A 21,971-nucleotide genomic window follows, 5' to 3' on the forward strand; every position below is an offset into this window, starting at 1 on the left:
CCAGCTCAAGTTACGCCCTCCATCCCCGCGCATCCTTTTTTCAAATAAGGAGTGCCGCTGATATTTCACGGTTGATGGTGATAGTGGCATCACCGGTGATTAACGGGGCATCAAACGCGGCTAATATTTTCCGGTTAATTTCAATCAAAGCGTCATCAAGTTTAACTTCCATATCTGCAGTGATATCCACTAATTTCTCACGATCCCAAGAATCACGGGAAATCAGTAATTTCAAAAATGTCACAATGCTATCAGGCAAATGAGCTGTGATGGCTACCAGAGATTGAGGATTAATATCTGGTGTAGTTGTTGTCGCGACAGTTGCCGCAATAAACAAATTTTCCAGTAATTTAGCTAATTCTTGGCTTTCTTTTTTCAGCAAGCTCACACGGTCGGTATCTGTCACTACTTCAACCGTCGCCGACGGTAAACTCAGTGTCATTGGTGTTGCACGGCTATCCAAATCGGCATAAACCCATTTACTGTCCAGAGCAAAACGTTTATACACCCGCTCAAGAAACTTCACTTCTTGAGGTGTAATGGTCCCTTCAACTTGCAGCAAGTGTGCGAGGAAACGCGCAATAACACGACGATTCTCTAGCGAGAGTGGCTCCAGATTATTCTTCAGTGCCAACAATGTATTATTTTTTCGTATACCTGGTTGCAGGTAAGCTTTTAAGCGCATACGTTGACCGGGGCTAAGAAAGCCCCATGCATCAATGTGCCGGGTCAATATTATAGATTCAGGCTCACCAATACGCCCATCAAACATCACCGCAGCACAAGCCAGTTCGACGGTAAGCATAGTGACACGGTAAGCATCAAAGGTAGCCGACTCTGCAACCAGCGATTCAATAGGAAACAGTGCAACTGTGTCTTGCAATACCGGTGTGCGATTATCCGCTCTGACATCAGGTTCGATACCCACTTGCAAAGAAGCTAGTGCATAGGTTAATGCCATTACATGGCTGCGCGATAAACGCTCTAAGGGTTTGGTACCACAGGCCGTGCTGAGCTGAAGAAACAATTCACCTAACGTGACCATTAGCAAACCATAACCCACTCGGGTTTTGATCGTTTCTAATTCGGTTTTTAATGCCACAGACCACAATGCTACCGGCATTAATAACTGCCCTTCCAGTGACATTTTTTTCTTCGGGTTGATACTGGCAAAACGATTGTAAATATCAAGTTCCTGCTGACATACTTCAAATATTGCTCGCAGTTTATCGCGATGAGTTTTGCACACAGCAACATTGGGTAGATCAGTAATTTGCTGTAAGAATTCTTGTCCCATTAAGCCCGCAGATGCTGGACGATAGAATATTTGTAATTTTGTTTTATTAACGGGTAATAAAAATCCATCCCCATACTGTTCTTGGTAACGCTGGCGAAATAATGTGGCAAAAACATCTGCACAATGTGCCATTGAGATATTTTGGTTAATCGCAGGGTCGGCTTCCCCCCACGCGAGCGCCCACTCAACCGGCAAGGGTTTCTGGTCAAGAGCTAATTGTCCTAATCCAACTAATAATGCCAGTGGGAGTTCAGTTGAAGCTTCGCGGGTTGCCGGGGGGGAAGAAAGATAGAGTTTCTCATCTATATTTACCCTAGTGATATAAACTAATAAGTTTTGCGCATAATGATTAAATGCGTTATTTTTCCCGTAAATATTTAGCAGGCGATTAATTTCAGATTCAAGAATAGGCAGTTCTTTTTTTGCTATCGGATCTATGGCTGCATCAATGAGTATTCTATGTTCTAAGCCATAGAAAAATAAGAAAACATAACTAATATCTGCGTTAGGTGATTTACGTCCATCAGATAACCATTGTAAATACCCTTTCCGCGCCTCTGGTGAGCAGGTCGAATAATCAGGTGTATTATCAATCAGTGGCAATGAGATATCTATTTCTTCTGGCGCAACATCCATTGATGGATTAATAAAGGCGGGCTCTGCGCCAGTACGGTTGCTTTTGTATTTATTACCAATGTAAACCATCCCATCAGGTAAGTTTATTCCCGCAACCACGGCCAGTTCACCAGGGCGCAGCCACGATGCACGGGCTAGAGAACCTCGTGAGATATCGGGTTGTTTTCCTTTAGGTCCAGCAGAAGGATTCTTATTCACCTCTTCTGGTGCAGTAGTTTGTTCAGGTTCCAACTGTGATGGGGCCATTTGATAATTACCCAGGTCCGGTATCACCGCAGTCTCTTGCCTATTAGGTTTAACGGGGTGGCCTGTATGCATCTTAGTCTTGCGGATATTTTGCCAGACAAAATACAGACATAAGATAGCTGCACTCAGTGCAATCCACACCTCCCTCGGGATACCGGTGATCAGCCCCAAAACAACTATCAGTAGGATAACCCAGCCGGTACCGGTAGACTTTCTCTTCGCCACGATGATTTATATGCCCCTATCCTAAAATAATAATTTTTATTCTGCCTTTAATGGCAATTTTTAATAAAAAATTCTTTTTACACCCAAAAACCATAGATAAAATCTATAAATTTAACTTAAGTCGAATTTATAGATTAAATAATAAATCAGTATTTTATGTTAATAACAGCTTACCTGGCGGAACAGAATGACAAAACCTTCACTAAATCAATTATGCCAGTTCATTATGCAATCAGCTAGTAAAGACTCTGCAACCACAGGATAAACTCCATGTTTTCGGCTGGTTTCGTGTCTGATTAGAATAAATTAAATAATAAGATTGGGTGGTGGATAATTTGTGTTCAGATAATGGAATTAAATTCTCATTGTTTCTTTTTTAATCAACCCACATCAATCTCTGTTGATAAACGCCAGACTACAATAGCGGTTGAAAAACGAGTTGAAAACACGATGAGCAGATAACAGAAACGAAAAATCCCAGCCATTACTGCGCTGGGATCTACAACAAGTAGGCCGGTATTTATTTAATAGCCATCGCATCGCGCATGGTAAAGAACAAATCTGTTTGATCTGTTAGACCAACAACATTTGCCGCATGTGGGCCGTAAGCGGCTATGCGTAATTGCGTGCCGGTATGGCCTTGAGAATCATCTTCAGAATTGCCATAGCTGATTGCCATTACCGCACCGTCTTTGGTGGTTAATGCCTGTGTCAGACCCGGAGCTTTGGCATCAGCCTCAATAATTTGGCTGGAATGGGCATGGTCTGCGGTCACGATGACCAGTGTATTGCCATCAGCACGGGCAAACTCCAAGGCTTTTTGAACTGCTTCATCTAGATCAACGGTTTCGCCAAACTGGCCACAAGGATTAGCCGCATGATCTTGTTTATCAATAGATGCCCCTTCAACTTGTAAGAAGAAGCCATTTTTATTGGTTTTCAGCAAGTCGATGGCCTTTTCCGTCATCACGGCCAACGTTGGCGTATCTTTAGTTCGCTCAGCATTGTTTTCACACACCACCGGCGGTTTATCTATATTGCCGTGATAAGAGGCTTTTGGCCCCTGCCAGCGGACGGGCATATTACCAGGGCTGAATAGCCCCAATAGAGGTTTCTGTTGGTCAGCCTGTTTAATTGCATTCAGATCATCAAGATTTTCAACAATCACATAGCCGCGAGCCAGGGCTTGATCACGCAAAGATTTGTCTTTCCATTCACCCGCTTTAGCGAGCTGACTGAATGATTTAGAACCACCGCCCAATGTAACATCAGCGCGTCCTTCAATCATTTGCTCGGTGATGGAGCCGCGCCCGCCATTCTCCAGCGCATTGGTGCTGCATTTTTCGCTAGTTTCTTCCGGGCCATAACATTTACGACCGGTGACATGAGCAAATTGTGCCGCAGGAGTCGCATCTTGCAATTCAGCCGTTGAAACGTTACCGGTGGCTTTACCTGCTTTTTTAGCCAATTCCAATAAGGTGACATGATCTTTCCCAAACACATCTACACCCAGTGCGCCATTATAGGTTTTCACACCTGAAGACCACGCGGTAGCTGAAGCTGCTGAGTCAGTCACATAATCAGGTTTCTGTGTTTTTTTATCTAATGAGTAGTGGGTGTACTGCCCGGTCAGTGGCAATGCATCTATTCCTTTAAAGAAACCGCCCGCGCCCATGGCATAGTTACGCGCTGAAGTAATCTCAGAGTCCCCCATCCCATCGCCAATCAGTAAAATGACATTTTTTACCGTTTTGTTGGACAGCGAATCACGAAGAGCCTGAGTTTGATCTTCTGTCAAACGGCGAGCGCCACCAAATTGGGTGATATCACCATGGGCGCTGCGGTCATATAAACCGGTGGCTGCCGCAACAGCATTGGGTGCGAACAGAGAGCTGCTCAGCATCAGGGTAGATAGCGCTATGCCGGACAAAGTGGATACGCGATTCTGCATCAGTAGAGTTCCTTGTTGTAAAACAGTAATACAATTTGTATTGATTGGTTACAACGGATACTAGAACAGACAAATGACGCTTTTATGACAATCAACGCTTTTATGCCAAGCGCGATTAATTGTTATCCCTTATCTTTCAGAGCTATCCCCCTGACCTCTCGCCGTCATTTCACAGAATGGGGCTAAATCAAGCCACCGTTAGCACGCAGCACTTGTCCATTGATCCAGCCACCGTCTTTGCTCACCAAAAATGCCACTGCTGCGGCAATATCTTCTGGTGTACCCAATCTTTCCAATGGTGCCATTTTTGCCATTTTTTCAATGAGCTCCGCTGATTTTCCATTAAGAAAAAGGTCAGTTGCGGTGGGCCCTGGCGCCACTGCATTGACGGTAATATTGCGGCCCCGCAATTCTTTTGCCAAGATTGCCGTCATTGTTTCAACCGCGGCTTTGGTAGCCGCATAAACAGCATATTTTTCCAACTTTAACCCCACGACACTGGTTGAGAAATTAACAATTCGCCCCCCCGTTCTAAGGCGTTTTGCGGCTTCCCGCATCCCGTTAAAGCTCCCTTTCAGGTTAATTGCAATCTGACGGTCAAAGTGTTCATCATCACTATCGGCAATCGCGCTGAGTGACATGATTCCAGCATTATTGACCAAGACATCTACGCCACCAAAAGCGGTTTCTGCTTTGGCAAATAATTGGGCTACAGCGGCGGGATCACTGATATCCCCTTGGGCACTCAATGCATTTCCACCCGCTTGTTGAATTTTACGCACTAAGGCTTCGGCCTCCTCATCAGCCCGAGAATAATTGATCAGAACGGTATAACCGTCTTGGGCTAAACGCTCGGCTATTGCTGCACCAATACCCCGTGATGCGCCTGTGACAATAGCGACCTGCTGAGTGGTATTCGTCATAATATTCTCCTGAATGTGTGTTTCATTATTTGTACGAGTTTATGGGCCGTTCTCAAGCCATGTTTTCAAAAGCTGCCCCACTGAAACCGATACAGAGAGCATGCCACTTTTACTCATTCGGATAATCACCTATTATTCGTTAACACTATCCGAAAAAGTCGAACAATAGCATGGACAGAATTGATGCAATGCGCGTGTTTATCAGAGTAGTGGAACAGCGCAGTTTTACCCAAACCGCACAAGACTTAAATTTACCGCGCTCTAGTGTGACGGATGCAGTTAAACAGCTTGAAAAACGATTGAATATCCGCTTATTGCAACGCACCACTCGGCATGTCAGCCCGACACTGGATGGGGAAGCTTACTACCAGCGCTGCCTGAAAATTATTGCTGATATAGAAGATGCTGAAATGGCGTTTGCCAATGCTAAACCACGAGGTTTACTGAGGATAGATGTACAAGGTACCTTGGCTCGCCATTTTGTATTACCTCAACTACCTGATTTTATAGCACAATATCCCGATATTGAATTATTTATCAGCGAAGGAGATAGGCTAGTTGATTTGATCCGTGAAGGCTTTGACGGTGTATTGCGTGTCGGCAATTTGCAAGACAGTGACATGGTCGCCCGCCGCGTGGCACTGCTACCACAGGTAACTTGTGCTGCACCGCGCTATTTGCAACAACATGGAGCACCACTCACTCTCAATGAGTTAGCCGGGCATCAGATGATAGGATTTCGTTCTAGTGCGACCGGCGGACTGATGCCATTAGAATTTTGTATCGGAACACAATGTCAGCCCTCCGCCCAAAAAGAGCACTCCTATCAACGTTCACCACCCTATTCATCAGCTGAAATTCAAGATGTGGAAGTGCAAAACGTGAAATTACCGGCTATTCTATCCGTTAGTGGCGCGGAAAGTTTTGTGGCTGCCGCACGGCTAGCATTAGGAATCATTCAGGTGCCACGTTATCATATTGAGTCAGATTTACGTGCCGGAACACTGATTGAGATTCTCCCTGAATATGCCCCGCCCCCAATGCCGGTTTCTTTTCTGTATCCACGCAATCGACAATTGTCACCACGGGTGCGTATTTTCAGTGACTGGCTAAGCCAAGTATTCCTGACAGCAGGTTCCTGACAATATATTCCTGACAATAATAGAGCCTTGAAATACGATGTCGCTGACACCATCAACAGCCGAGCGAGCTAGCCCGGCTGAAAAACCTCAGTTTATTGGTCTTTTTCAACGGATTGATAGATATCGATATCAAAATAGCCGTCGCTCCGGCCGTCATTGAGGTAAACCTCATAACAAGCGCCCTCGGCTGGGCGATAGCCACTTTGTGGCAGATGTTGGTGATATAATTCCCCCCACGCTTTGGCGTAATCATCATCCGTGACTCGGGTGTGATATATCGCATATAAACCCGAAGGGATCACCTGTAACTCTAGCTGACCGCTAAGTTCTACTGGCAAGACATAATCATCAGCGACGGATAAAGACACATCAGCCCGTAATTCAGCCGGTGGATTGGTTTCTGGGTTATCCCAGTAAAGTGCTAACCACTCTTTTCCTGGAATTTGGTGCTGGGTATAAAGTGATAATAGTTGGTCAAATCCTTTCGGAATGGTCTCGTGATAAGGCCCGACAACTCGGATTCCCACAATCTTTTTTGATTCTTTTTCGACTATCTTGAATGTCATATCGCGACCTCGACTCAATGGTTTTAATAAAAATTAAGTGGCTAAAGATACGATCCCACACCACTACTGTACATTCGTACAGTATAGCGAGGTTTTATGACATTTGATTAATTTTCAACCTCGATTTGCGAACTGCTTCGCAAAAAATCATCAGCTTGTTCCAGTTGAAGATGACTGAATACCGTGATCCCGTGGCGGCGCAGTAAAGCGGTTGTCACTCCCTGTCCTGCGCGTTGAGTGCCATTAAAATGGCCATCATAGATACGGCTACTGCCACAAGATGGGCTACCTTCAGTCAGGATGGCCAATGTGCACTGATGTTTTTGAGCCAATTCCAAGGCCTGATAAGCCCCTTGCAGAAATTCTCGGCTGACATCATTACCCCATTGTTCAATCACCCGCGCTTGCCCCTGTAATACCGCCTCGCCATTACCTTGCTGAATTTCTGCTGGTGGGCGTGGCACCGGCATTCCTGCGGCCAGTTCTGGACAAACCAGTACCAGCCGCCCTTCATCCTGCCAGCGCTGAATAATTTCATCATGGACAGACAGAGCGCTGCCGTTATAACGAACAGGTTTCCCCATCAAGCAGGCACTGATCAGGATACGCGCAGGTTTAGATTCCACGAGATTTTCAACCTTAATATTGTGTGATAAATGAATTAGTGATGAATTAAAAATAACTATAGCCACCGATAATAACTAATTAATAGTGGCCAGTCATAAACTCAGAAAAATAATTAACGCAAAACAGATATTTCTTGGGTTAATAAATAGATTGTGACTTATTTTGAATGCTTATAGGCAGATAAGACTTGCGGTAACAATCTCGCCAATCGCTTTGCCCACTGTTCCTGTCCATCGGGTTGGGTAATAAGATCCTGGCGAATTTCTATGCCTACATAAGGTAAATGGCGCTGTTCTGCATGAAATGGCAAAGTGAAATCGGTTGCATCTGTCATGGCGTAAGGTTGGTTAACTCCGACATTTAATGCGCCTTCTTGCTGTAAAAATGCTATCAACTGCAGAGAAAACTCGGGATTACGGTTAAATAAAGTCCCAACTTGCCACGGGCGTGAAATGTTTTTAAACGACGGGGTAAAGCTGTGCATGGAAATGATGACGCTGGTTTGGCCGTTATCCTGGCGCAGATTAAGTGTCTGTGTAATTAAGTCATGATAAGGCTGGAATATCTCAGTTCGGCGGGCTTGTGCCTCTTTCTCCGTAACGCCAATATTGCGTGGGATTCGCGTATTTTCCGAAATTTCAGGAATAGAACTGGCGATACCAGGCGTGCGGTTACAATCAATCACTAAGCGCGAGTAACGCTGATGAATCAATGTTGCATCCAAATATTGACTGAGTAATTGCGCGGTAGCCAATGAACCGATATCCCAGCCAATATGGCGGTCAATTTCCCCAGAGGGTAATCCCAAATCGCCAAGTTGGGCGGGGATACGCTGCCCTGCATGATCTGCCAGCAAGATAAAAGGTGAACGGCTCTCTGGGCGTTCAATGGCAGCTGCCGGAGGTTCGCCATCACGTAATAAAGGAACTAAAGTGACATTGGACATGAATTGAATACCTGATATGAATGGATTTCGTCAATAACAGGCTTTTATCCTAGCGACTTATGCTCACTTCGCCCACCCCGTCCTTATACCTAAACTGTATGGTTTATGCGATAAGTGCCGCAATAACCGCAGGTTTTTACTTTTCATTCCCGATAGTCATCTATTGATGTTATTTTTCATGTAATAATCTCTGGCAAATCTTTAATCCCATCATTTGTGCTTAACCAGTCGCAGCAAAGTCGCGGAGAACTATGGAAACGTTTTTAATTGATCGGATGGCAACCCCACAGGGTGAACTGTTGTTAATTGCAGACGAAGAAAACCGGCTACGCGCCATTGATTGGACGGATCATTATGAACGCCTGATGAAGTTGCTACGCAATCATTACGGCACCAATACCTTTACCCTCGTAGAAAAACGCAATCCCGGAGGGTTAAGTGACAGTATGCAGCGCTATTTTGCCGGTGAGCTAAGTATTATCGATAATTTACCTGTGAAAACAGCTGGCACTGACTTCCAGCGCCAGGTGTGGGAACAACTGCGTAAAATCCCCTGTGGTGAAACCATTACTTATGGTGAATTAGCAAAACGCATTAATCGCCCCACCGCTTCCCGGGCTGTAGGGATGGCTAATGGCTTGAATCCTATTTCAATTGTTGTCCCTTGTCATAGGGTCATTGGGCAGCAAGGTGCATTGACTGGCTATGCCGGTGGTGTGGAGCGAAAACGCTGGCTATTAATGCATGAGGGCTATCTTTTAGCACGCTAACTATTCTTGCTCTTATCAGACGCAAGAAAAGATGTTAAAATTGACGCATATCAATATTATTGGGAATACCCTATGATCCCGGAAAAACGCGTAATCCGACGTATTCAGTCTGGTGGTTGTGCAATCCATTGTCAGGATTGCAGTATCAGCCAGCTCTGTATTCCTTTTACTTTGAATGAGAACGAGCTGGATCAGCTCGACAATATCATTGAAAGGAAAAAACCTATTCAGAAAGGACAGGCGCTGTTTAAAGCAGGTGATGAGCTTAAATCATTGTATGCCATCCGTTCCGGGACCATCAAAAGTTACACCATTACCGAAGAAGGTGATGAGCAAATTACCGGTTTCCATTTAGCGGGCGATTTAGTCGGTTTTGATGCAATCAGTAACCTGCAGCATCCAAGCTTTGCGCAAGCCCTCGAAACATCAATGGTTTGCGAAATCCCGTTTGACACTCTGGATGATCTATCCGGCAAAATGCCAAATCTGCGCCAACAGATGATGCGCCTAATGAGTGGTGAGATTAAAGGTGATCAAGACATGATTTTACTGCTTTCTAAAAAGAATGCAGAAGAGCGTCTGGCGGCCTTTATTTATAATCTCTCCCGACGTTTTGCTCAGCGTGGTTTCTCACCACGTGAATTCCGTCTCACCATGACTCGTGGCGATATCGGCAATTATTTAGGTTTGACGGTAGAAACTATCAGCCGCTTGTTGGGCCGTTTCCAGAAAAGCGATATTCTGAGTGTGAAAGGTAAATATATCACTATCGAGAATACCGAAGCATTGGCTAAATTGGCGGGGAACCCAAGACCGAGTCTTTAATTTCAAGCATACCCACTAGATATCAATCTGCAAAGTGAGTCTCATGGATGAGGCTCATAAATCTCGGTGAGCTGATTCCCGTAAGTGATTCGGAGGATTAAGGGCAACCAATACACCTGCAACTTTAACGGTGACGGATATATTATTGCTCTGGCTCGTTCTCTCGCCTATCCTCTTTCACTTTCATGGTTTACTCTTTAACTAACATACTGTTAATTCACGGTTGTAAGGAGACTCTATGGCAAAGTATCAGAATATTCTGGTGGCTATTGACCCCAATCAGGATGATCAACCTGCATTAAGACGTGCAGTCTATCTTGTGCGACGTAACGGCGGCACAATAAAAGCGTTTTTAGCCATTTATGACTTGTCTTATGATATGACCACCCTGCTATCACCCGATGAGCGCACTGCTATGCGCAAAGGGGTTATCAGCCAACGCTCAGCTTGGATAAACGAGCAGTGCCGGTTTTATCTCGATGAAGGGATACCAATTGAAATCAAAGTGGTATGGCACAATCGTCCCTACGAAGCCATTATTCAGGAAGTCCTGAAATTTAAACACGATTTATTGCTAAAAATGGCACATCAGCATGATCGCCTGGAGTCGATTATCTTCACCCCAACTGACTGGCATTTATTGCGCAAATGCCCATGTCCAGTGTGGATGGTAAAAGATCAACCTTGGCCAGAAGGTGGTACGGCATTGGTAGCTGTCAACCTCTCAAGCGAAGACCCACTTCATGACCCGCTCAATCTACGTTTAGTGAAAGAAACCCGAGAACTTGCTGAAAATCTCAATCAAACTCAGGTGCACTTGATTAGTGCCTACCCGGTCACTCCGATTAATATCGCCATCGAATTACCTGATTTTGATCCAAGTGTCTATAACGATGCGATTCGCGGTCAGCATTTGGTCGCGATGAAAGCACTGCGCCAGCAGTTTAGTATTGATGAAAAATTCACTCATGTAGAAAAAGGTTTGCCCGAAGAGGTTATTCCTGATCTTGCTGAACATTTACGGGCTGGGGTGGTGGTTTTGGGGACTTTGGGCCGTACAGGGCTCTCTGCCGCCTTTATTGGGAATACAACAGAGCATGTAATCGATCATCTTAAATGTGATTTGTTAGCGATTAAACCAGAAGGCTTTACTTGCCCTGTGGAAAATAATGAAGATCAAGAAGATATCGAATAACCTTTTTCTCGCGCGCTATTCTGATTAAATCCAAAGAAAAGGGCCACCGAGGTGGCCCTTAATCAAAGACTACAACGCCATTACAACGCGCGTAAAATAGCTTCTACGCTGTCTTTGGCATCGCCAAATAACATCTGAGTATTGTCTTTGAAGAACAATGGGTTTTGGACGCCAGCATAGCCGGTGTTCATTGAGCGTTTAAAGGCAATAACATTTTGCGCTTTCCACACTTCCAGCACTGGCATACCTGCAATCGGGCTGCGAGGATCTTCAAGTGCAGCTGGGTTTACCGTGTCGTTAGCACCAATAACCAGTACGACGTCAGTGCTTGGGAAATCATCATTGATTTCATCCATTTCCAGCACCACATCATAAGGCACTTTGGCTTCAGCCAATAACACGTTCATATGGCCTGGTAAGCGCCCTGCTACTGGGTGAATACCAAAACGCACTTTGATCCCGCGAGCCTGCAGTTTTGCTGTAATGTCAGCCACCGGATATTGTGCCTGTGCCACCGCCATACCATACCCAGGAGTGATGATGACAGAGCTGGCATTTTTCAGCAGTTCGGCCACTTCTTCCGCGTTAGTTTCACGGTACTCACCCATCTCTTCAGCATCACCAGTAGAAGAACCATCGGTACCAAAGCCACCGGCAATCACGCTGATGAACGAACGGTTCATCGCTTTACACATGATGTACGACAGGATGGCGCCGGAAGAACCCACTAACGCACCGGTCACGATCAGTAAGTCGTTGCTGAGCATGAAACCTGCGGCCGCCGCGGCCCAACCGGAGTAGGAGTTCAGCATCGACACCACAACCGGCATATCAGCACCACCAATGGATGCCACCAGATGCCAGCCGAAGGCCAAAGCAATCACGGTCATCAATAACAGTGCGACCACTTGCAGGGCTACGCTATCTGTTTTGACGAACATAATCATCAGCAGGAATGAAACAACCAGCGCCACTAAATTTAACTTATGACGTTGTGGCAGCATCAACGGTTTGGATGAGATAATCCCACGTAATTTACCGAAGGCAACAATAGAACCAGTAAATGTCACCGCACCGATAAAGATACCGAGGAATACTTCGGTCAGATGGATATTCACCATCACCGCATCCATGACCACTGGGCCATGATCCAGATAGCTGTTAAAGCCAACCAGAACTGCCGCCAACCCCACGAAACTGTGCAGGATAGCAACCAACTCCGGCATTTCGGTCATTTCGACTTTCTTCGCCAGATAAATACCAATCGCTCCACCAATTACCATGGCAATGATAATCCAGGCAACATTCCCTGAATCTGGCCCCAGAATGGTGGCGATAAGCGCGATGGCCATACCGGTCACACCGAAAGTGTTCCCTTGTTTGGATGTTTCGTGGCGCGACAGCCCAGCCAAACTGAAAATAAATAAAATCGCAGCAACTATGTACGCAGCTGTAACGAGACCACTAGACATCAGTTACCCCTTCATTCTTATAAGTCATGGTGTTATACCAACTGAGTTTTCACAGGAAAAACTAGTTTTTACGGAACATTTTCAGCATGCGCTGGGTGACGGTAAAGCCACCAAAAATATTGATGCTGGCAATCAATACGGCAATAAAGGATAAGAAACTTACCCAGCCGCCATGACCAATCTGCAACAATGCGCCTACCACAATAATGCCGGAAATGGCGTTAGTGACTGACATCAGTGGGGTATGTAGCGCATGGCTGACGTTCCACACCACGTAATAGCCAACCACACACGCCAGAGCAAAGACCGTAAAGTGAGATAAAAACTCTTTCGGTGCCACGTTTGCCAACCAACCAAACAACACGATAGCCAGCGCCATCATGATGTACTTAGGCCAAGGCGATGAAGGTTTAGCGTCTTCTTTAACAATCGGAGCCGCTTTAGCGGCCTGAGGCTGAGCTGAAACTTGAATTGGTGGAGCCGGCCAGGTAACTTCACCGGTTTTCACCACGGTAACACCGCGAATAACGGTATCTTCGAAATCAATATCGATTTCACCATTTTTCTCTTTACAGAGTAATTTCAGCAAGTTAACCAGGTTAGTGCCATAGAGCTGGGATGACTGCGTCGGTAAACGGCTTGGCAAATCGGTATAACCGATGATTTTCACGCCATTTTCCGTCACCGTCACTTTATCAGCCACAGTTAATTCACAGTTACCGCCGGTCTGTGCGGCCAAATCGACAATCACGCTGCCGGACTTCATCGACGCAACCATTTCTTTGGTTATCAAGAGTGGCGCAGGTTTCCCTGGAATCAATGCCGTGGTCACAATGATATCCACTTCAGCCGCTTGGGCAGCAAATAGCGCCATCTCGGCTTTGATAAACGCTTCAGACATAACTTTCGCGTAACCATCACCACTGCCGGCCTCTTCTTCAAAATCGAGTTCGAGGAATTCAGCGCCCATACTTTGGACTTGTTCTTTGACTTCCGGACGGGTGTCAAAAGCCCGGACGATAGCGCCTAAGCTCCCTGCCGCGCCAATGGCAGCTAACCCTGCAACACCGGCCCCGATAATCATCACTTTCGCTGGGGGGACTTTACCCGCCGCGGTGATTTGTCCGGTGAAGAAACGGCCAAATTCATGCGCAGCTTCGACGATTGCGCGATAGCCCGCAATGTTAGCCATTGAGCTTAGGGCATCCATGGATTGCGCGCGCGAGATACGCGGCACAGAATCCATCGCCAATACCGTGACCTGACGCTCTGCTAATTTTTGCAGTAATTCCGGGTTCTGAGCTGGCCAGATAAAGCTGACCAAAGTGCTCCCCGCACGCATCAGGGCAATTTCTTCCTCAAATGGGGCATTCACTTTGAGAATAAGGTCGGATTGCCACACATCGGTGGTATCCGTAATGGTGGCACCCGCATCCTGGTACGCCGCATCGTCAAAACTGGCTAAATGGCCAGCTCCGCTTTCAATCGCCACGGTGAAACCTAATTTCAGCAATTGTTCTACCGTTTTCGGCGTTGCTGCAACACGGGCTTCATTGGCCAACCGCTCTCTTGGTACACCAATACGCATAATGTTCCCTTTACCTATCTTTAATGATGAAGATTGCCATACCCTTCTTAATTGAAGTTATGGGGTTAGCGGCGCTCATTGACTCAAATCACTGACTCATGTCAGCACATCGGGAGCTGCCTACCTGTAACGCCAATTAATCCGGATATGCTCAGTTCTTTTGGTTACTGACAAACCTGCTTAGTTACGGCTCCCTATAACCTACTGAAAATGTGACTGATGATCCATATCTGTATGCAGTTCTGAAGCAGTTTTTGCACTAAAACTGGCAGGCGGAAAGAACTCTGTATAATTCACTATAAAAATAATATTTACTAGCGGCTTGTCCTGCAAGTTTGAGCCAAAATAATAAGCATTAGTATAATAAGGCAGCCCAGTGATGGCGCGGCATTAGGTTGGAAAAATGTAAATAATCCGTGCTTATGACGTTAAAACCATTATTCGTAAAGCTTATCTCAATTCTTCATGTAAAGTGCTAACAGGCCTAACTTCGGAATTCATTTATTTAGTCATATAAATTGCGGAGACACCCGCCATTATTACATGTAATAATCATCTGCTATTCTGTTACACATCAATTGTTCCGCATGTATCACCGTTAATGCGCAAGGCGAAAGGATTTTTTATGAAGCTGAAATACACGATCATCGCATCGGCATTGCTATCACTCTCGGCGCTTTCTGCTGCACATGCGGCAAAAGAGCTCACACCAGAGCAAGCAGCCGCCATTAAGCCATTTGATCGTATTACTATTACCGGCAGATTTAATGCAATCAATGAAGCCGCCGATGCAGTATCCCGTCGTGCTGATAAATTGGGCGCTGATTCGTTCTATATTCAAGATCTCAACAGCAACGGCAATGGTGGCAACTGGCGTGTAACGGCCGATGTTTATCATAAAGATGCTGAGGAAGTGAGCAAAGAGACTCAGTATCGTATTTTTAATGGCATCAAAGAATTACCAAAAACAGAAGCCTACATTTTGCAACCTTATGACACCGTCTCTGTCAGTGGTTTCTTCCGTAGCCAGCCTGATATTAACGATGCTATTTCCAAAGCAGCAAAAGAGAAAGGCGCTTACTCCTTCTTCATCGTGCGCCAGGTTGATGCTAACCAAGGTGGCAACCAGTTCGTGACGGCGTATGTTTATAAAGAAGATGCGGCCAAACGTACAGTGCAAAGCCCTGATGTGATTCCTGCGGATTCAGATGCTGGCCGCGCAGCACTGGCTGCTGGTGGTGCTGCGGCTGCGAATGTAGAAATTCCAGGCGTCGCCTCTTCAGGTACACCAAGTGCTGATGTGGGCCGTTTCTTTGAAACGCAATCCTCCACAGGTAAGCGTTACACTGTCACGCTGAATGATGGCACCCAAATTCAGGAACTAAACAACACTACTGCCGCGCAGATGGTGCCGTTTGACTCTATTACCTTTAGTGGTCACTACAACAGCATGACCGACGTTTCCCATGAAGTGGCTAAGCGTGCGGCGGCTAAAGGGGCGAAGTATTATCATGTTACTCGCCAGTGGCAGAACCAAAGTGGTGGTAACCTGAGTATCAGCGCTGACTTGTTTAAATAAGTTTGCTTCGATCGCAATCAAAGGGCAGCCATTGGCTGTCCTTTTTTTATCTGCCGCGGTAGCGATTAACCTGATGAGTTCCGGCTGAATAACTTTTTACCCAAATCGCATAACCAATCATTGCATGATCGCCTCCCACTCCGTAAAATCGCCCGAAAATTATAGGGCCATTATCTGTCAACTATCGATAAGTTTGCCTCATATAATGCTACTTACAAGCCATTAACTACTCATTAATACTCTAAAAACCAGGATTTATAATTGGAAAGAAAACTCGGCCTGACGGCGCTCACTGCGCTGGTTCTCAGTTCAATGCTGGGTGCAGGTGTCTTCAGCTTGCCACAAAATATGGCTGAAGTTGCCAGCCCGGCGGCCTTGCTTATTGGCTGGGGTATTACCGGCGTAGGAATCATTTTTTTGGCCTTTGCCATGCTGCTGTTGACACGCCTGCGCCCTGATCTGGATGGCGGAATATTCACCTATGCCAAAGAAGGTTTTGGTGACCTTATCGGCTTTTTCTCCGCTTGGGGTTACTGGTTGTGCGCCGTCATTGCCAATGTCTCTTATCTGGTGATTGTTTTTGCTGCATTGAGTTTTTTTACCGATAAGTCTGGCAGCATTGTCTTTGGTGAGGGGAATACCTGGCAGGCGCTAGTGGGCGCATCTTTCCTGTTGTGGCTAGTCCATGCATTGGTATTGCGTGGTGTCCAAACTGCGGCCAGTATCAATTTGGCCGCGACACTGGCAAAACTGTTGCCTATCGGCGGCTTCATCATTTTAGCCGGCCTCGCCTTCAGCCTCGATACATTTAGCGTTGATTTTACTGGCATCGCCCTACACACCCCGGTTTGGCAACAAGTGAAAGACACCATGCTAATCACGTTATGGGTCTTTATTGGGGTAGAAGGTGCCGTTGTTGTTTCCGCCAGAGCGCGCAATAAAAAAGATGTTGGCCGGGCGACGATGCTGGCGGTTATCTCCGCTTTATGTGTCTATCTGCTAATAACGTTATTGTCTCTTGGGGTGGTGCCGCGCGCCGAATTAGCCGGTATGCGGAACCCATCCATGGCGGGCATTATGGTGGAGATGATCGGACCTTGGGGGGAAGTGATTATTGCCGCCGGACTGATTATTTCGGTGTGTGGTGCTTATCTTAGTTGGACCATTATGGCCGCAGAAGTCCCTATGGTGGCCGCTAAACATGGGGCATTTCCTAAAATGTTCCGACATCAGAATAAACACAATGCACCGGCTAAATCACTATGGCTAACTAACTGTGCCGTGCAAGTGGCGTTGATTCTTATCTGGTTGACGGGCAGTAACTACAACACCTTACTGACCATTGCATCAGAGATGATTTTGGTGCCCTACTTCCTGGTGGGGGCATTCTTATTTAAAGTGGCCTTGAAACGGCAGGATTGGCGATTGATTATTGCCGCCAGTGGCGCCTGTTTGTATGGTTTGTGGCTTATTTATGCAGCGGGCTTGCTGTATCTGCTGTTATCCGCCCTGTTATATGCCCCCGGTTTATTGGTGTTTATTTATGCACGTAAAGGGCATGAAGGTCTTCGGTTACTCAATACCGTGGAGCGTATAGCAATTTGCCTTGTGTTGATTGCGACCATTCCAGCAACCTGGGTGATGATGCATTAAGTCGAATAACATCCATAAAATCAATGGGCACGCCAGTTAAACTGGCTGTCCATTTGAGTATTTGTTGTGGATAAACTCACCATTTACAAAGACGATTTATTCTCGATTCCCGATATATCCACCGATAAACACTCGCCCTTCTGACTTAGTCGCATCGAAAGCGGGAATTTTTGTATGATCTCACCGAGTTGCGAGGTTTCTAGAGGATAAGGTAATTGGATATCCAATACGGTTATCCCCTGTTGCTCAGCGAGATGAATCAATCTGATAATATTAGTTTCATCACTAAGTTGGGTCGATAATACCTGTAGCGCTAAAGCCGTCAGCCGCTCCTGAGGCGTTTTCTCTAATTCCGTTTGCGATTTTACCACCATACCAAAAATCGGCATGACGCCATAAATAGCATCAATAAAACTCCACCGTTTTTTGCAAGAAACCGCTAGAAATTCCGTGTAATCGAAGCAGACTTTTTCACTGTGCGCTGGCACACCAATGTGTTCGCCACTCATCCCTCAGTCCTTAGCTGATTGATACAGCTATTCATTAATCATAAGTATTGATATATAAACGATAGGCGCAACTAAATAGAGATGACGATATAATCACTTTCATTAATATAATGAAATGCTTTACCCGTTGTCTACCCATCAGTCATCGGCATTGGTATTAATAATCAAGTAACGTGCATAGTATTGCTGCCAACAGCGCGCTATGCTGAATTCCGGCACTTTTATAAACTGAAAAACATGACCAAAATTGTTTTTGTAGAAGACGACCCGGAGGTCGGAAAACTGATTGCAGCCTACCTTGGCAAACATGACATTGATGTGTTTGTTGAACCGCGGGGCGATACTGCACAAGCCGTTATTGAACAACAACAACCTGACCTGGTGTTGCTCGATATCATGCTGCCGGGGAAAGATGGGATGACGCTGTGCCGTGATCTGCGACCAAGCTATGAAGGCCCTATTGTGCTGCTGACTTCGCTTGACAGTGATATGAACCATATCCTCTCCCTGGAAATGGGGGCGAATGACTATATCCTGAAAACAACCCCCCCTGCGGTGTTGTTGGCGCGGTTGCGTTTGCATTTACGTCAACATAATCAACAACAAACCAAAGAAACCATCAGCCCACCGCTCACCGGGTATAATGCTATTCACTTCGGTTTGCTCTGTATTGATCCTGTTAATCGACAAGTTAATCTCAGTGATGAAGAAATTACTTTATCAACTTCAGATTTTGACTTGCTGTGGGAGCTGGCAACCCATGCCGGGATTATCATGGACCGGGAAGCATTATTGAAAAATTTGCGTGGCGTCAGTTATGACGGGATGGATCGCAGCATCGATGTTGCGATATCGCGCTTACGGCGCAAACTCTACGACAATGCTCTCGAACCTTTTAGAATCAAAACCGTCCGCAATAAAGGTTATCTATTCGCCCCTAATGCCTGGGAGTCGGTGCAGCAATGAGGAAGCTATTTATTCAGTTTTTCTTATTGCTGTTCGTCTGCTTTATGGTGATGGCGATGTTGGTTGGGCTGGTTTATAAAGTAACGGCTGAACGCGCTGGCCGCCAATCATTAGATGATTTGATGAAAAGCTCGCTTTCATTGATGCGCAGTGAGTTGCGGGAAATCCCACTGAAAGATTGGAATAAAACCATTGCCACTTTAGATTTAAACCTCTCATTTCAATTACATATCGAACCTCTCGACAAACGGGATCTTGGTGAGCGCTTGAATAAGCGCCTGCGTGCAGGTGAAATCATTGCTTTGGATGATGAATATACTTTCCTGCAACGGATCCCCCGCAGCCACTATGTCCTTGCTGTTGGCCCGGTTCCGTATTTATTTTATTTGCATCAAATGCGGCTACTTGATTTAGCCTTACTTATCCTGATTGGCCTATCGTTGGCTCTACCGGTATTTCTTTGGATGCGCCCCCACTGGAAAGATTTGCTTAAATTAGAGAATGCCGCCCAGCGGTTGGGATCGGGCCATTTGGATGAGCGAACGCATTTTGACCCTACGTCAAGTTTAAGCCGCTTAGGTGTCGCATTTAACCAAATGGCTGACAACATCAGCACTTTGATTGTCAGCAAGAAACTGCTTATTGATGGAATTGCTCACGAGTTACGTACTCCACTGGTTCGTTTGCGTTATCGATTAGCCATGAGTGATAACCTGACTGAAAGTGAGCAACTGGCTTTAAATCATGATATTGGCCAGTTGGAAGCATTGATTGACGAGCTGCTGACTTATGCTCGGCTGGACCGCCCGCAAGTTTCACTCAATCTGGAACCTATCGATTTACCGGCCTGGCTCACGGCAAAAGTAATGGATATGCGCTTGATTCATAGTGAGCGCGAAATAGAACTCGATATTCCTCATCGTGGCGATTTCGGCGCAGTTGATTTACGCCTGATGGAGCGAGTATTAGATAATTTGGTCAATAATGCCCTGCGCTACTCTACTCAGCGGCTGCGAATTGGGCTGTGGTTTGATGGCGATAATGCCTGCTTACAAGTTGAAGATGACGGGCCGGGGATTCCATTAGAAGAACGCGCCCGAGTATTTGAACCCTTTGTCCGGCTGGACCCAAGCCGGGATCGCGCAACCGGGGGTTGTGGATTGGGCCTGGCAATTGTTCACTCCATTGCATTGGCTTATCAGGGCAGCATTTCCGTTGATGCCAGTTCGTTAGGCGGTGCCAGCTTCCGATTTTGCTGGCCAGTGAAAGAGCTTTACTCACTCACTGCCACCCCAGACAGCCCTAAATAATAGCTTTTATGGAGTATTTTATGACCACTGCTTATCAACACCTGCGCACTACGTTCACACGCCTTTCCCGCTTTGAGCACTTATCAGCCATTGCCGGATGGGATATGCAAACTATGATGCCGCTAAAAGGTAATCTTGCCCGCTCAGAGGCGATGGCGGAGCTGAATGTATTGCAACATCAAATACTAACGGCCAAAGATGTTGGGGAATGGTTGAAGCAAGCGGAACAAGAAACTCTGGATGATGTCGAGCAAGCAAATTTGCGTGAGATGCGCCGACACTACAATAATGCCGTGTTGTTGCCGGAAGCATTGGTTGAAGCGAAATCACTGGCGGGCGCTCGCTGCGAGCATGCATGGCGACAGCAGCGCATCGCGAATGACTGGAATGGTTTTGCAGAAAATCTACGTGAAGTGGTCAGCCTCAGCCGCGAAGAGGCGTCAATTCGTGCTCAAGCCGCCGGAACATCGCGCTATGACGCATTGCTGAATTTATATGAGCCGGGAACCAATAGTGCCGATTTGGACCGTATATTTGGCGACCTTAAACAATGGTTACCCAATCTCTTACAAAAAGTGACAGCTAAGCAAGCGGATGAGTCCTGCTTGATACCGCAGGGGCCATTTGACCTGGGAAACCAGCGCCAACTTGGACTCAATGTGATGAAAGTGCTCGGTTTCGACTTTGATGGTGGCCGAGTCGATGTCAGTGTCCATCCATTCTGCGGTGGTGTACCGCAAGATGTTCGCATTACTACACGTTATAATGAAAAAGAATTTCTCAGTGCATTAATGGGTATTATTCATGAAACAGGTCATGCACGTTATGAGCAAAATCTGCCACGCGAATGGCTGGGCCAACCAATATCACATGCACGCTCGACAGCAATTCATGAATCTCAAAGCCTACTGTTTGAAATGCAATTAGCCCGCAGCAAAGAATTCTTGCAAGTCATTCGCCCATTGGTCATACAGCAATTTGGTGAACAACCTGCATTGGCGGAACAAAATTTTATTGCATTGAATCAACGTGTTAAAACCGGTTTCATCCGGGTTGATGCTGATGAAGTCAGCTACCCTGCCCATGTCATTTTGCGCTACGAGATCGAGAAAGCCTTGATTAGCGGTGAAATCGAGGTAGATGATATTCCGGCCTTGTGGAATGAAAAAATGCAGCAATATCTGGGAATTAACACTGAAGGTAATTACCGTAATGGCTGTATGCAAGACATACACTGGACTGATGGTGCCTTTGGTTACTTCCCGACATATACACTGGGTGCTATGTATGCTGCCCAGCTTTTCCAAACGGCGCGAAGTGCTATTCCTGGGTTAGATAAGAACATTGCCAATGGCGACCTTAGCGCCCTGTTTAATTGGCTGCAACAAAATATCTGGCAACAGGGTAGCCGTTATTCAACTGCAGAGCTGATCACCAAAGCGACAGGTGAACCCCTTAATCCTCGCTTTTTCCGCGAGCATTTAGAGCGCCGCTATTTATAATCCCCTTCAGAGCCAGATTGCACCTTTTTAACAGCCTCTCCCC

18 protein-coding genes are annotated in these 21,971 nt (G+C 46.1%); 9 read left to right on the forward strand and 9 right to left on the reverse strand.

What is annotated here, in order from left to right; genetic code table 11:
* Positions 1–40 precede the first annotated feature (40 nt).
* The 3 genes from DX162_RS16585 to DX162_RS16595 all read right to left on the reverse strand — a co-directional run bounded on the left by DX162_RS16585 (position 41) and on the right by DX162_RS16595 (position 5,278).
* Positions 41–2,404, reverse strand: coding sequence for a tellurite resistance TerB family protein (locus DX162_RS16585; RefSeq protein ID WP_004390278.1), 2,364 nt, complete (start codon positions 2,402–2,404; stop codon positions 41–43).
* Positions 2,405–2,924: 520 nt separating this feature from the next.
* Positions 2,925–4,355, reverse strand: coding sequence for an alkaline phosphatase (phoA, locus tag DX162_RS16590; RefSeq protein ID WP_004390276.1), 1,431 nt, complete (start codon positions 4,353–4,355; stop codon positions 2,925–2,927).
* A gap of 182 nt (positions 4,356–4,537) precedes the next feature.
* Positions 4,538–5,278 carry an SDR family oxidoreductase gene (locus tag DX162_RS16595; protein WP_004390275.1) on the reverse strand — a complete coding sequence of 247 codons (741 nt, stop codon included), beginning with the start codon at positions 5,276–5,278 and terminating at the stop codon, positions 4,538–4,540.
* A 170-nt stretch (positions 5,279–5,448) separates the two neighbouring features.
* Here DX162_RS16595 and DX162_RS16600 point away from each other — a divergent pair, with 170 nt between their 5' ends.
* On the forward strand, positions 5,449–6,420 hold the full coding sequence (locus DX162_RS16600; protein ID WP_004390274.1) for a LysR family transcriptional regulator: 972 nt from the start codon (positions 5,449–5,451) through the stop codon (positions 6,418–6,420).
* 92 nt (positions 6,421–6,512) lie between these two features.
* On the opposite strand, the gene sbmC is transcribed toward DX162_RS16600, so the two are convergent.
* From sbmC to DX162_RS16615, 3 genes are all read right to left on the reverse strand, one after another.
* Positions 6,513–6,986 carry a DNA gyrase inhibitor SbmC gene (sbmC, locus tag DX162_RS16605; protein WP_004390273.1) on the reverse strand — a complete coding sequence of 158 codons (474 nt, stop codon included), beginning with the start codon at positions 6,984–6,986 and terminating at the stop codon, positions 6,513–6,515.
* Positions 6,987–7,093: 107 nt separating this feature from the next.
* Positions 7,094–7,612: a 2-thiouracil desulfurase family protein gene (locus tag DX162_RS16610; protein ID WP_032819730.1), complete on the reverse strand. Its 519-nt coding sequence runs from the start codon at positions 7,610–7,612 to the stop codon at positions 7,094–7,096.
* A 158-nt stretch (positions 7,613–7,770) separates the two neighbouring features.
* Positions 7,771–8,559, reverse strand: coding sequence for an N-formylglutamate amidohydrolase (locus DX162_RS16615; RefSeq protein WP_004390271.1), 789 nt, complete (start codon positions 8,557–8,559; stop codon positions 7,771–7,773).
* Between the two features lie 251 nt (positions 8,560–8,810).
* On the opposite strand from DX162_RS16615, the gene ogt reads away from it, so the two are divergent.
* From ogt to uspE, 3 genes are all read left to right on the forward strand, one after another.
* Positions 8,811–9,329, forward strand: coding sequence for a methylated-DNA--[protein]-cysteine S-methyltransferase (gene ogt / locus DX162_RS16620; protein WP_004390270.1), 519 nt, complete (start codon positions 8,811–8,813; stop codon positions 9,327–9,329).
* Positions 9,330–9,401: 72 nt separating this feature from the next.
* Positions 9,402–10,154: an FNR family transcription factor gene (locus DX162_RS16625; RefSeq protein WP_004390269.1), complete on the forward strand. Its 753-nt coding sequence runs from the start codon at positions 9,402–9,404 to the stop codon at positions 10,152–10,154.
* Between the two features lie 238 nt (positions 10,155–10,392).
* Entirely contained in the window at positions 10,393–11,349 is a 957-nt protein-coding gene (uspE, locus tag DX162_RS16630; protein ID WP_004390268.1) for a universal stress protein UspE, read from the forward strand.
* An 80-nt stretch (positions 11,350–11,429) separates the two neighbouring features.
* Here uspE and pntB read toward each other — a convergent pair whose 3' ends face one another.
* Both pntB and pntA read right to left on the reverse strand, forming a co-directional pair.
* Entirely contained in the window at positions 11,430–12,821 is a 1,392-nt protein-coding gene (pntB, locus tag DX162_RS16635; protein WP_032819729.1) for a Re/Si-specific NAD(P)(+) transhydrogenase subunit beta, read from the reverse strand.
* Between the two features lie 61 nt (positions 12,822–12,882).
* Entirely contained in the window at positions 12,883–14,409 is a 1,527-nt protein-coding gene (gene pntA / locus DX162_RS16640; RefSeq protein ID WP_004390266.1) for a Re/Si-specific NAD(P)(+) transhydrogenase subunit alpha, read from the reverse strand.
* A gap of 625 nt (positions 14,410–15,034) precedes the next feature.
* On the opposite strand from pntA, the gene ydgH reads away from it, so the two are divergent.
* Positions 15,035–15,988, forward strand: coding sequence for a DUF1471 family protein YdgH (gene ydgH / locus DX162_RS16650; RefSeq protein ID WP_032819727.1), 954 nt, complete (start codon positions 15,035–15,037; stop codon positions 15,986–15,988).
* Positions 15,989–16,249: 261 nt separating this feature from the next.
* Positions 16,250–17,641 (forward strand): amino acid permease, encoded by a 1,392-nt coding sequence (locus tag DX162_RS16655; RefSeq protein WP_004390264.1) that lies wholly within the window; start codon positions 16,250–16,252, stop codon positions 17,639–17,641.
* Between the two features lie 83 nt (positions 17,642–17,724).
* On the opposite strand, the gene DX162_RS16660 is transcribed toward DX162_RS16655, so the two are convergent.
* Positions 17,725–18,150, reverse strand: coding sequence for a hypothetical protein (locus DX162_RS16660; RefSeq protein WP_004390263.1), 426 nt, complete (start codon positions 18,148–18,150; stop codon positions 17,725–17,727).
* A gap of 237 nt (positions 18,151–18,387) precedes the next feature.
* Between DX162_RS16660 and rstA the strand changes: the two genes are divergently transcribed.
* From rstA to DX162_RS16675, 3 genes are read left to right on the forward strand one after another with little or no spacing between them, the layout of a single operon-like run.
* On the forward strand, positions 18,388–19,116 hold the full coding sequence (rstA, locus tag DX162_RS16665) for a two-component system response regulator RstA (RefSeq protein ID WP_032819764.1): 729 nt from the start codon (positions 18,388–18,390) through the stop codon (positions 19,114–19,116).
* Positions 19,113–20,426: a two-component system sensor histidine kinase RstB gene (rstB, locus tag DX162_RS16670; protein WP_032819726.1), complete on the forward strand. Its 1,314-nt coding sequence runs from the start codon at positions 19,113–19,115 to the stop codon at positions 20,424–20,426. Before rstA ends, rstB begins: the two co-directional genes overlap by 4 nt.
* Positions 20,427–20,446: 20 nt before the next feature.
* On the forward strand, positions 20,447–21,928 hold the full coding sequence (locus tag DX162_RS16675; protein WP_004390260.1) for a carboxypeptidase M32: 1,482 nt from the start codon (positions 20,447–20,449) through the stop codon (positions 21,926–21,928).
* Positions 21,929–21,971 lie beyond the last annotated feature (43 nt).

Source organism: Yersinia kristensenii (assembly GCF_900460525.1).
GTDB classification, from domain to species: Bacteria; Pseudomonadota; Gammaproteobacteria; order Enterobacterales; family Enterobacteriaceae; genus Yersinia; species Yersinia kristensenii.

Coding starts and splice junctions, on each gene's coding strand:
- phoA (WP_004390276.1), bottom strand. CDS start 4,355: ATGCAGAATCGCGTATCCACTTTGTCCGGCATAGCGCTATCTACCCTG.
- DX162_RS16595 (WP_004390275.1), bottom strand. CDS start 5,278: ATGACGAATACCACTCAGCAGGTCGCTATTGTCACAGGCGCATCACGG.
- DX162_RS16600 (WP_004390274.1), top strand. CDS start 5,449: ATGGACAGAATTGATGCAATGCGCGTGTTTATCAGAGTAGTGGAACAG.
- sbmC (WP_004390273.1), bottom strand. CDS start 6,986: ATGACATTCAAGATAGTCGAAAAAGAATCAAAAAAGATTGTGGGAATC.
- DX162_RS16615 (WP_004390271.1), bottom strand. CDS start 8,559: ATGTCCAATGTCACTTTAGTTCCTTTATTACGTGATGGCGAACCTCCG.
- ogt (WP_004390270.1), top strand. CDS start 8,811: ATGGAAACGTTTTTAATTGATCGGATGGCAACCCCACAGGGTGAACTG.
- DX162_RS16625 (WP_004390269.1), top strand. CDS start 9,402: ATGATCCCGGAAAAACGCGTAATCCGACGTATTCAGTCTGGTGGTTGT.
- uspE (WP_004390268.1), top strand. CDS start 10,393: ATGGCAAAGTATCAGAATATTCTGGTGGCTATTGACCCCAATCAGGAT.
- pntB (WP_032819729.1), bottom strand. CDS start 12,821: ATGTCTAGTGGTCTCGTTACAGCTGCGTACATAGTTGCTGCGATTTTA.
- pntA (WP_004390266.1), bottom strand. CDS start 14,409: ATGCGTATTGGTGTACCAAGAGAGCGGTTGGCCAATGAAGCCCGTGTT.
- ydgH (WP_032819727.1), top strand. CDS start 15,035: ATGAAGCTGAAATACACGATCATCGCATCGGCATTGCTATCACTCTCG.
- DX162_RS16660 (WP_004390263.1), bottom strand. CDS start 18,150: ATGAGTGGCGAACACATTGGTGTGCCAGCGCACAGTGAAAAAGTCTGC.
- rstA (WP_032819764.1), top strand. CDS start 18,388: ATGACCAAAATTGTTTTTGTAGAAGACGACCCGGAGGTCGGAAAACTG.
- rstB (WP_032819726.1), top strand. CDS start 19,113: ATGAGGAAGCTATTTATTCAGTTTTTCTTATTGCTGTTCGTCTGCTTT.
- DX162_RS16675 (WP_004390260.1), top strand. CDS start 20,447: ATGACCACTGCTTATCAACACCTGCGCACTACGTTCACACGCCTTTCC.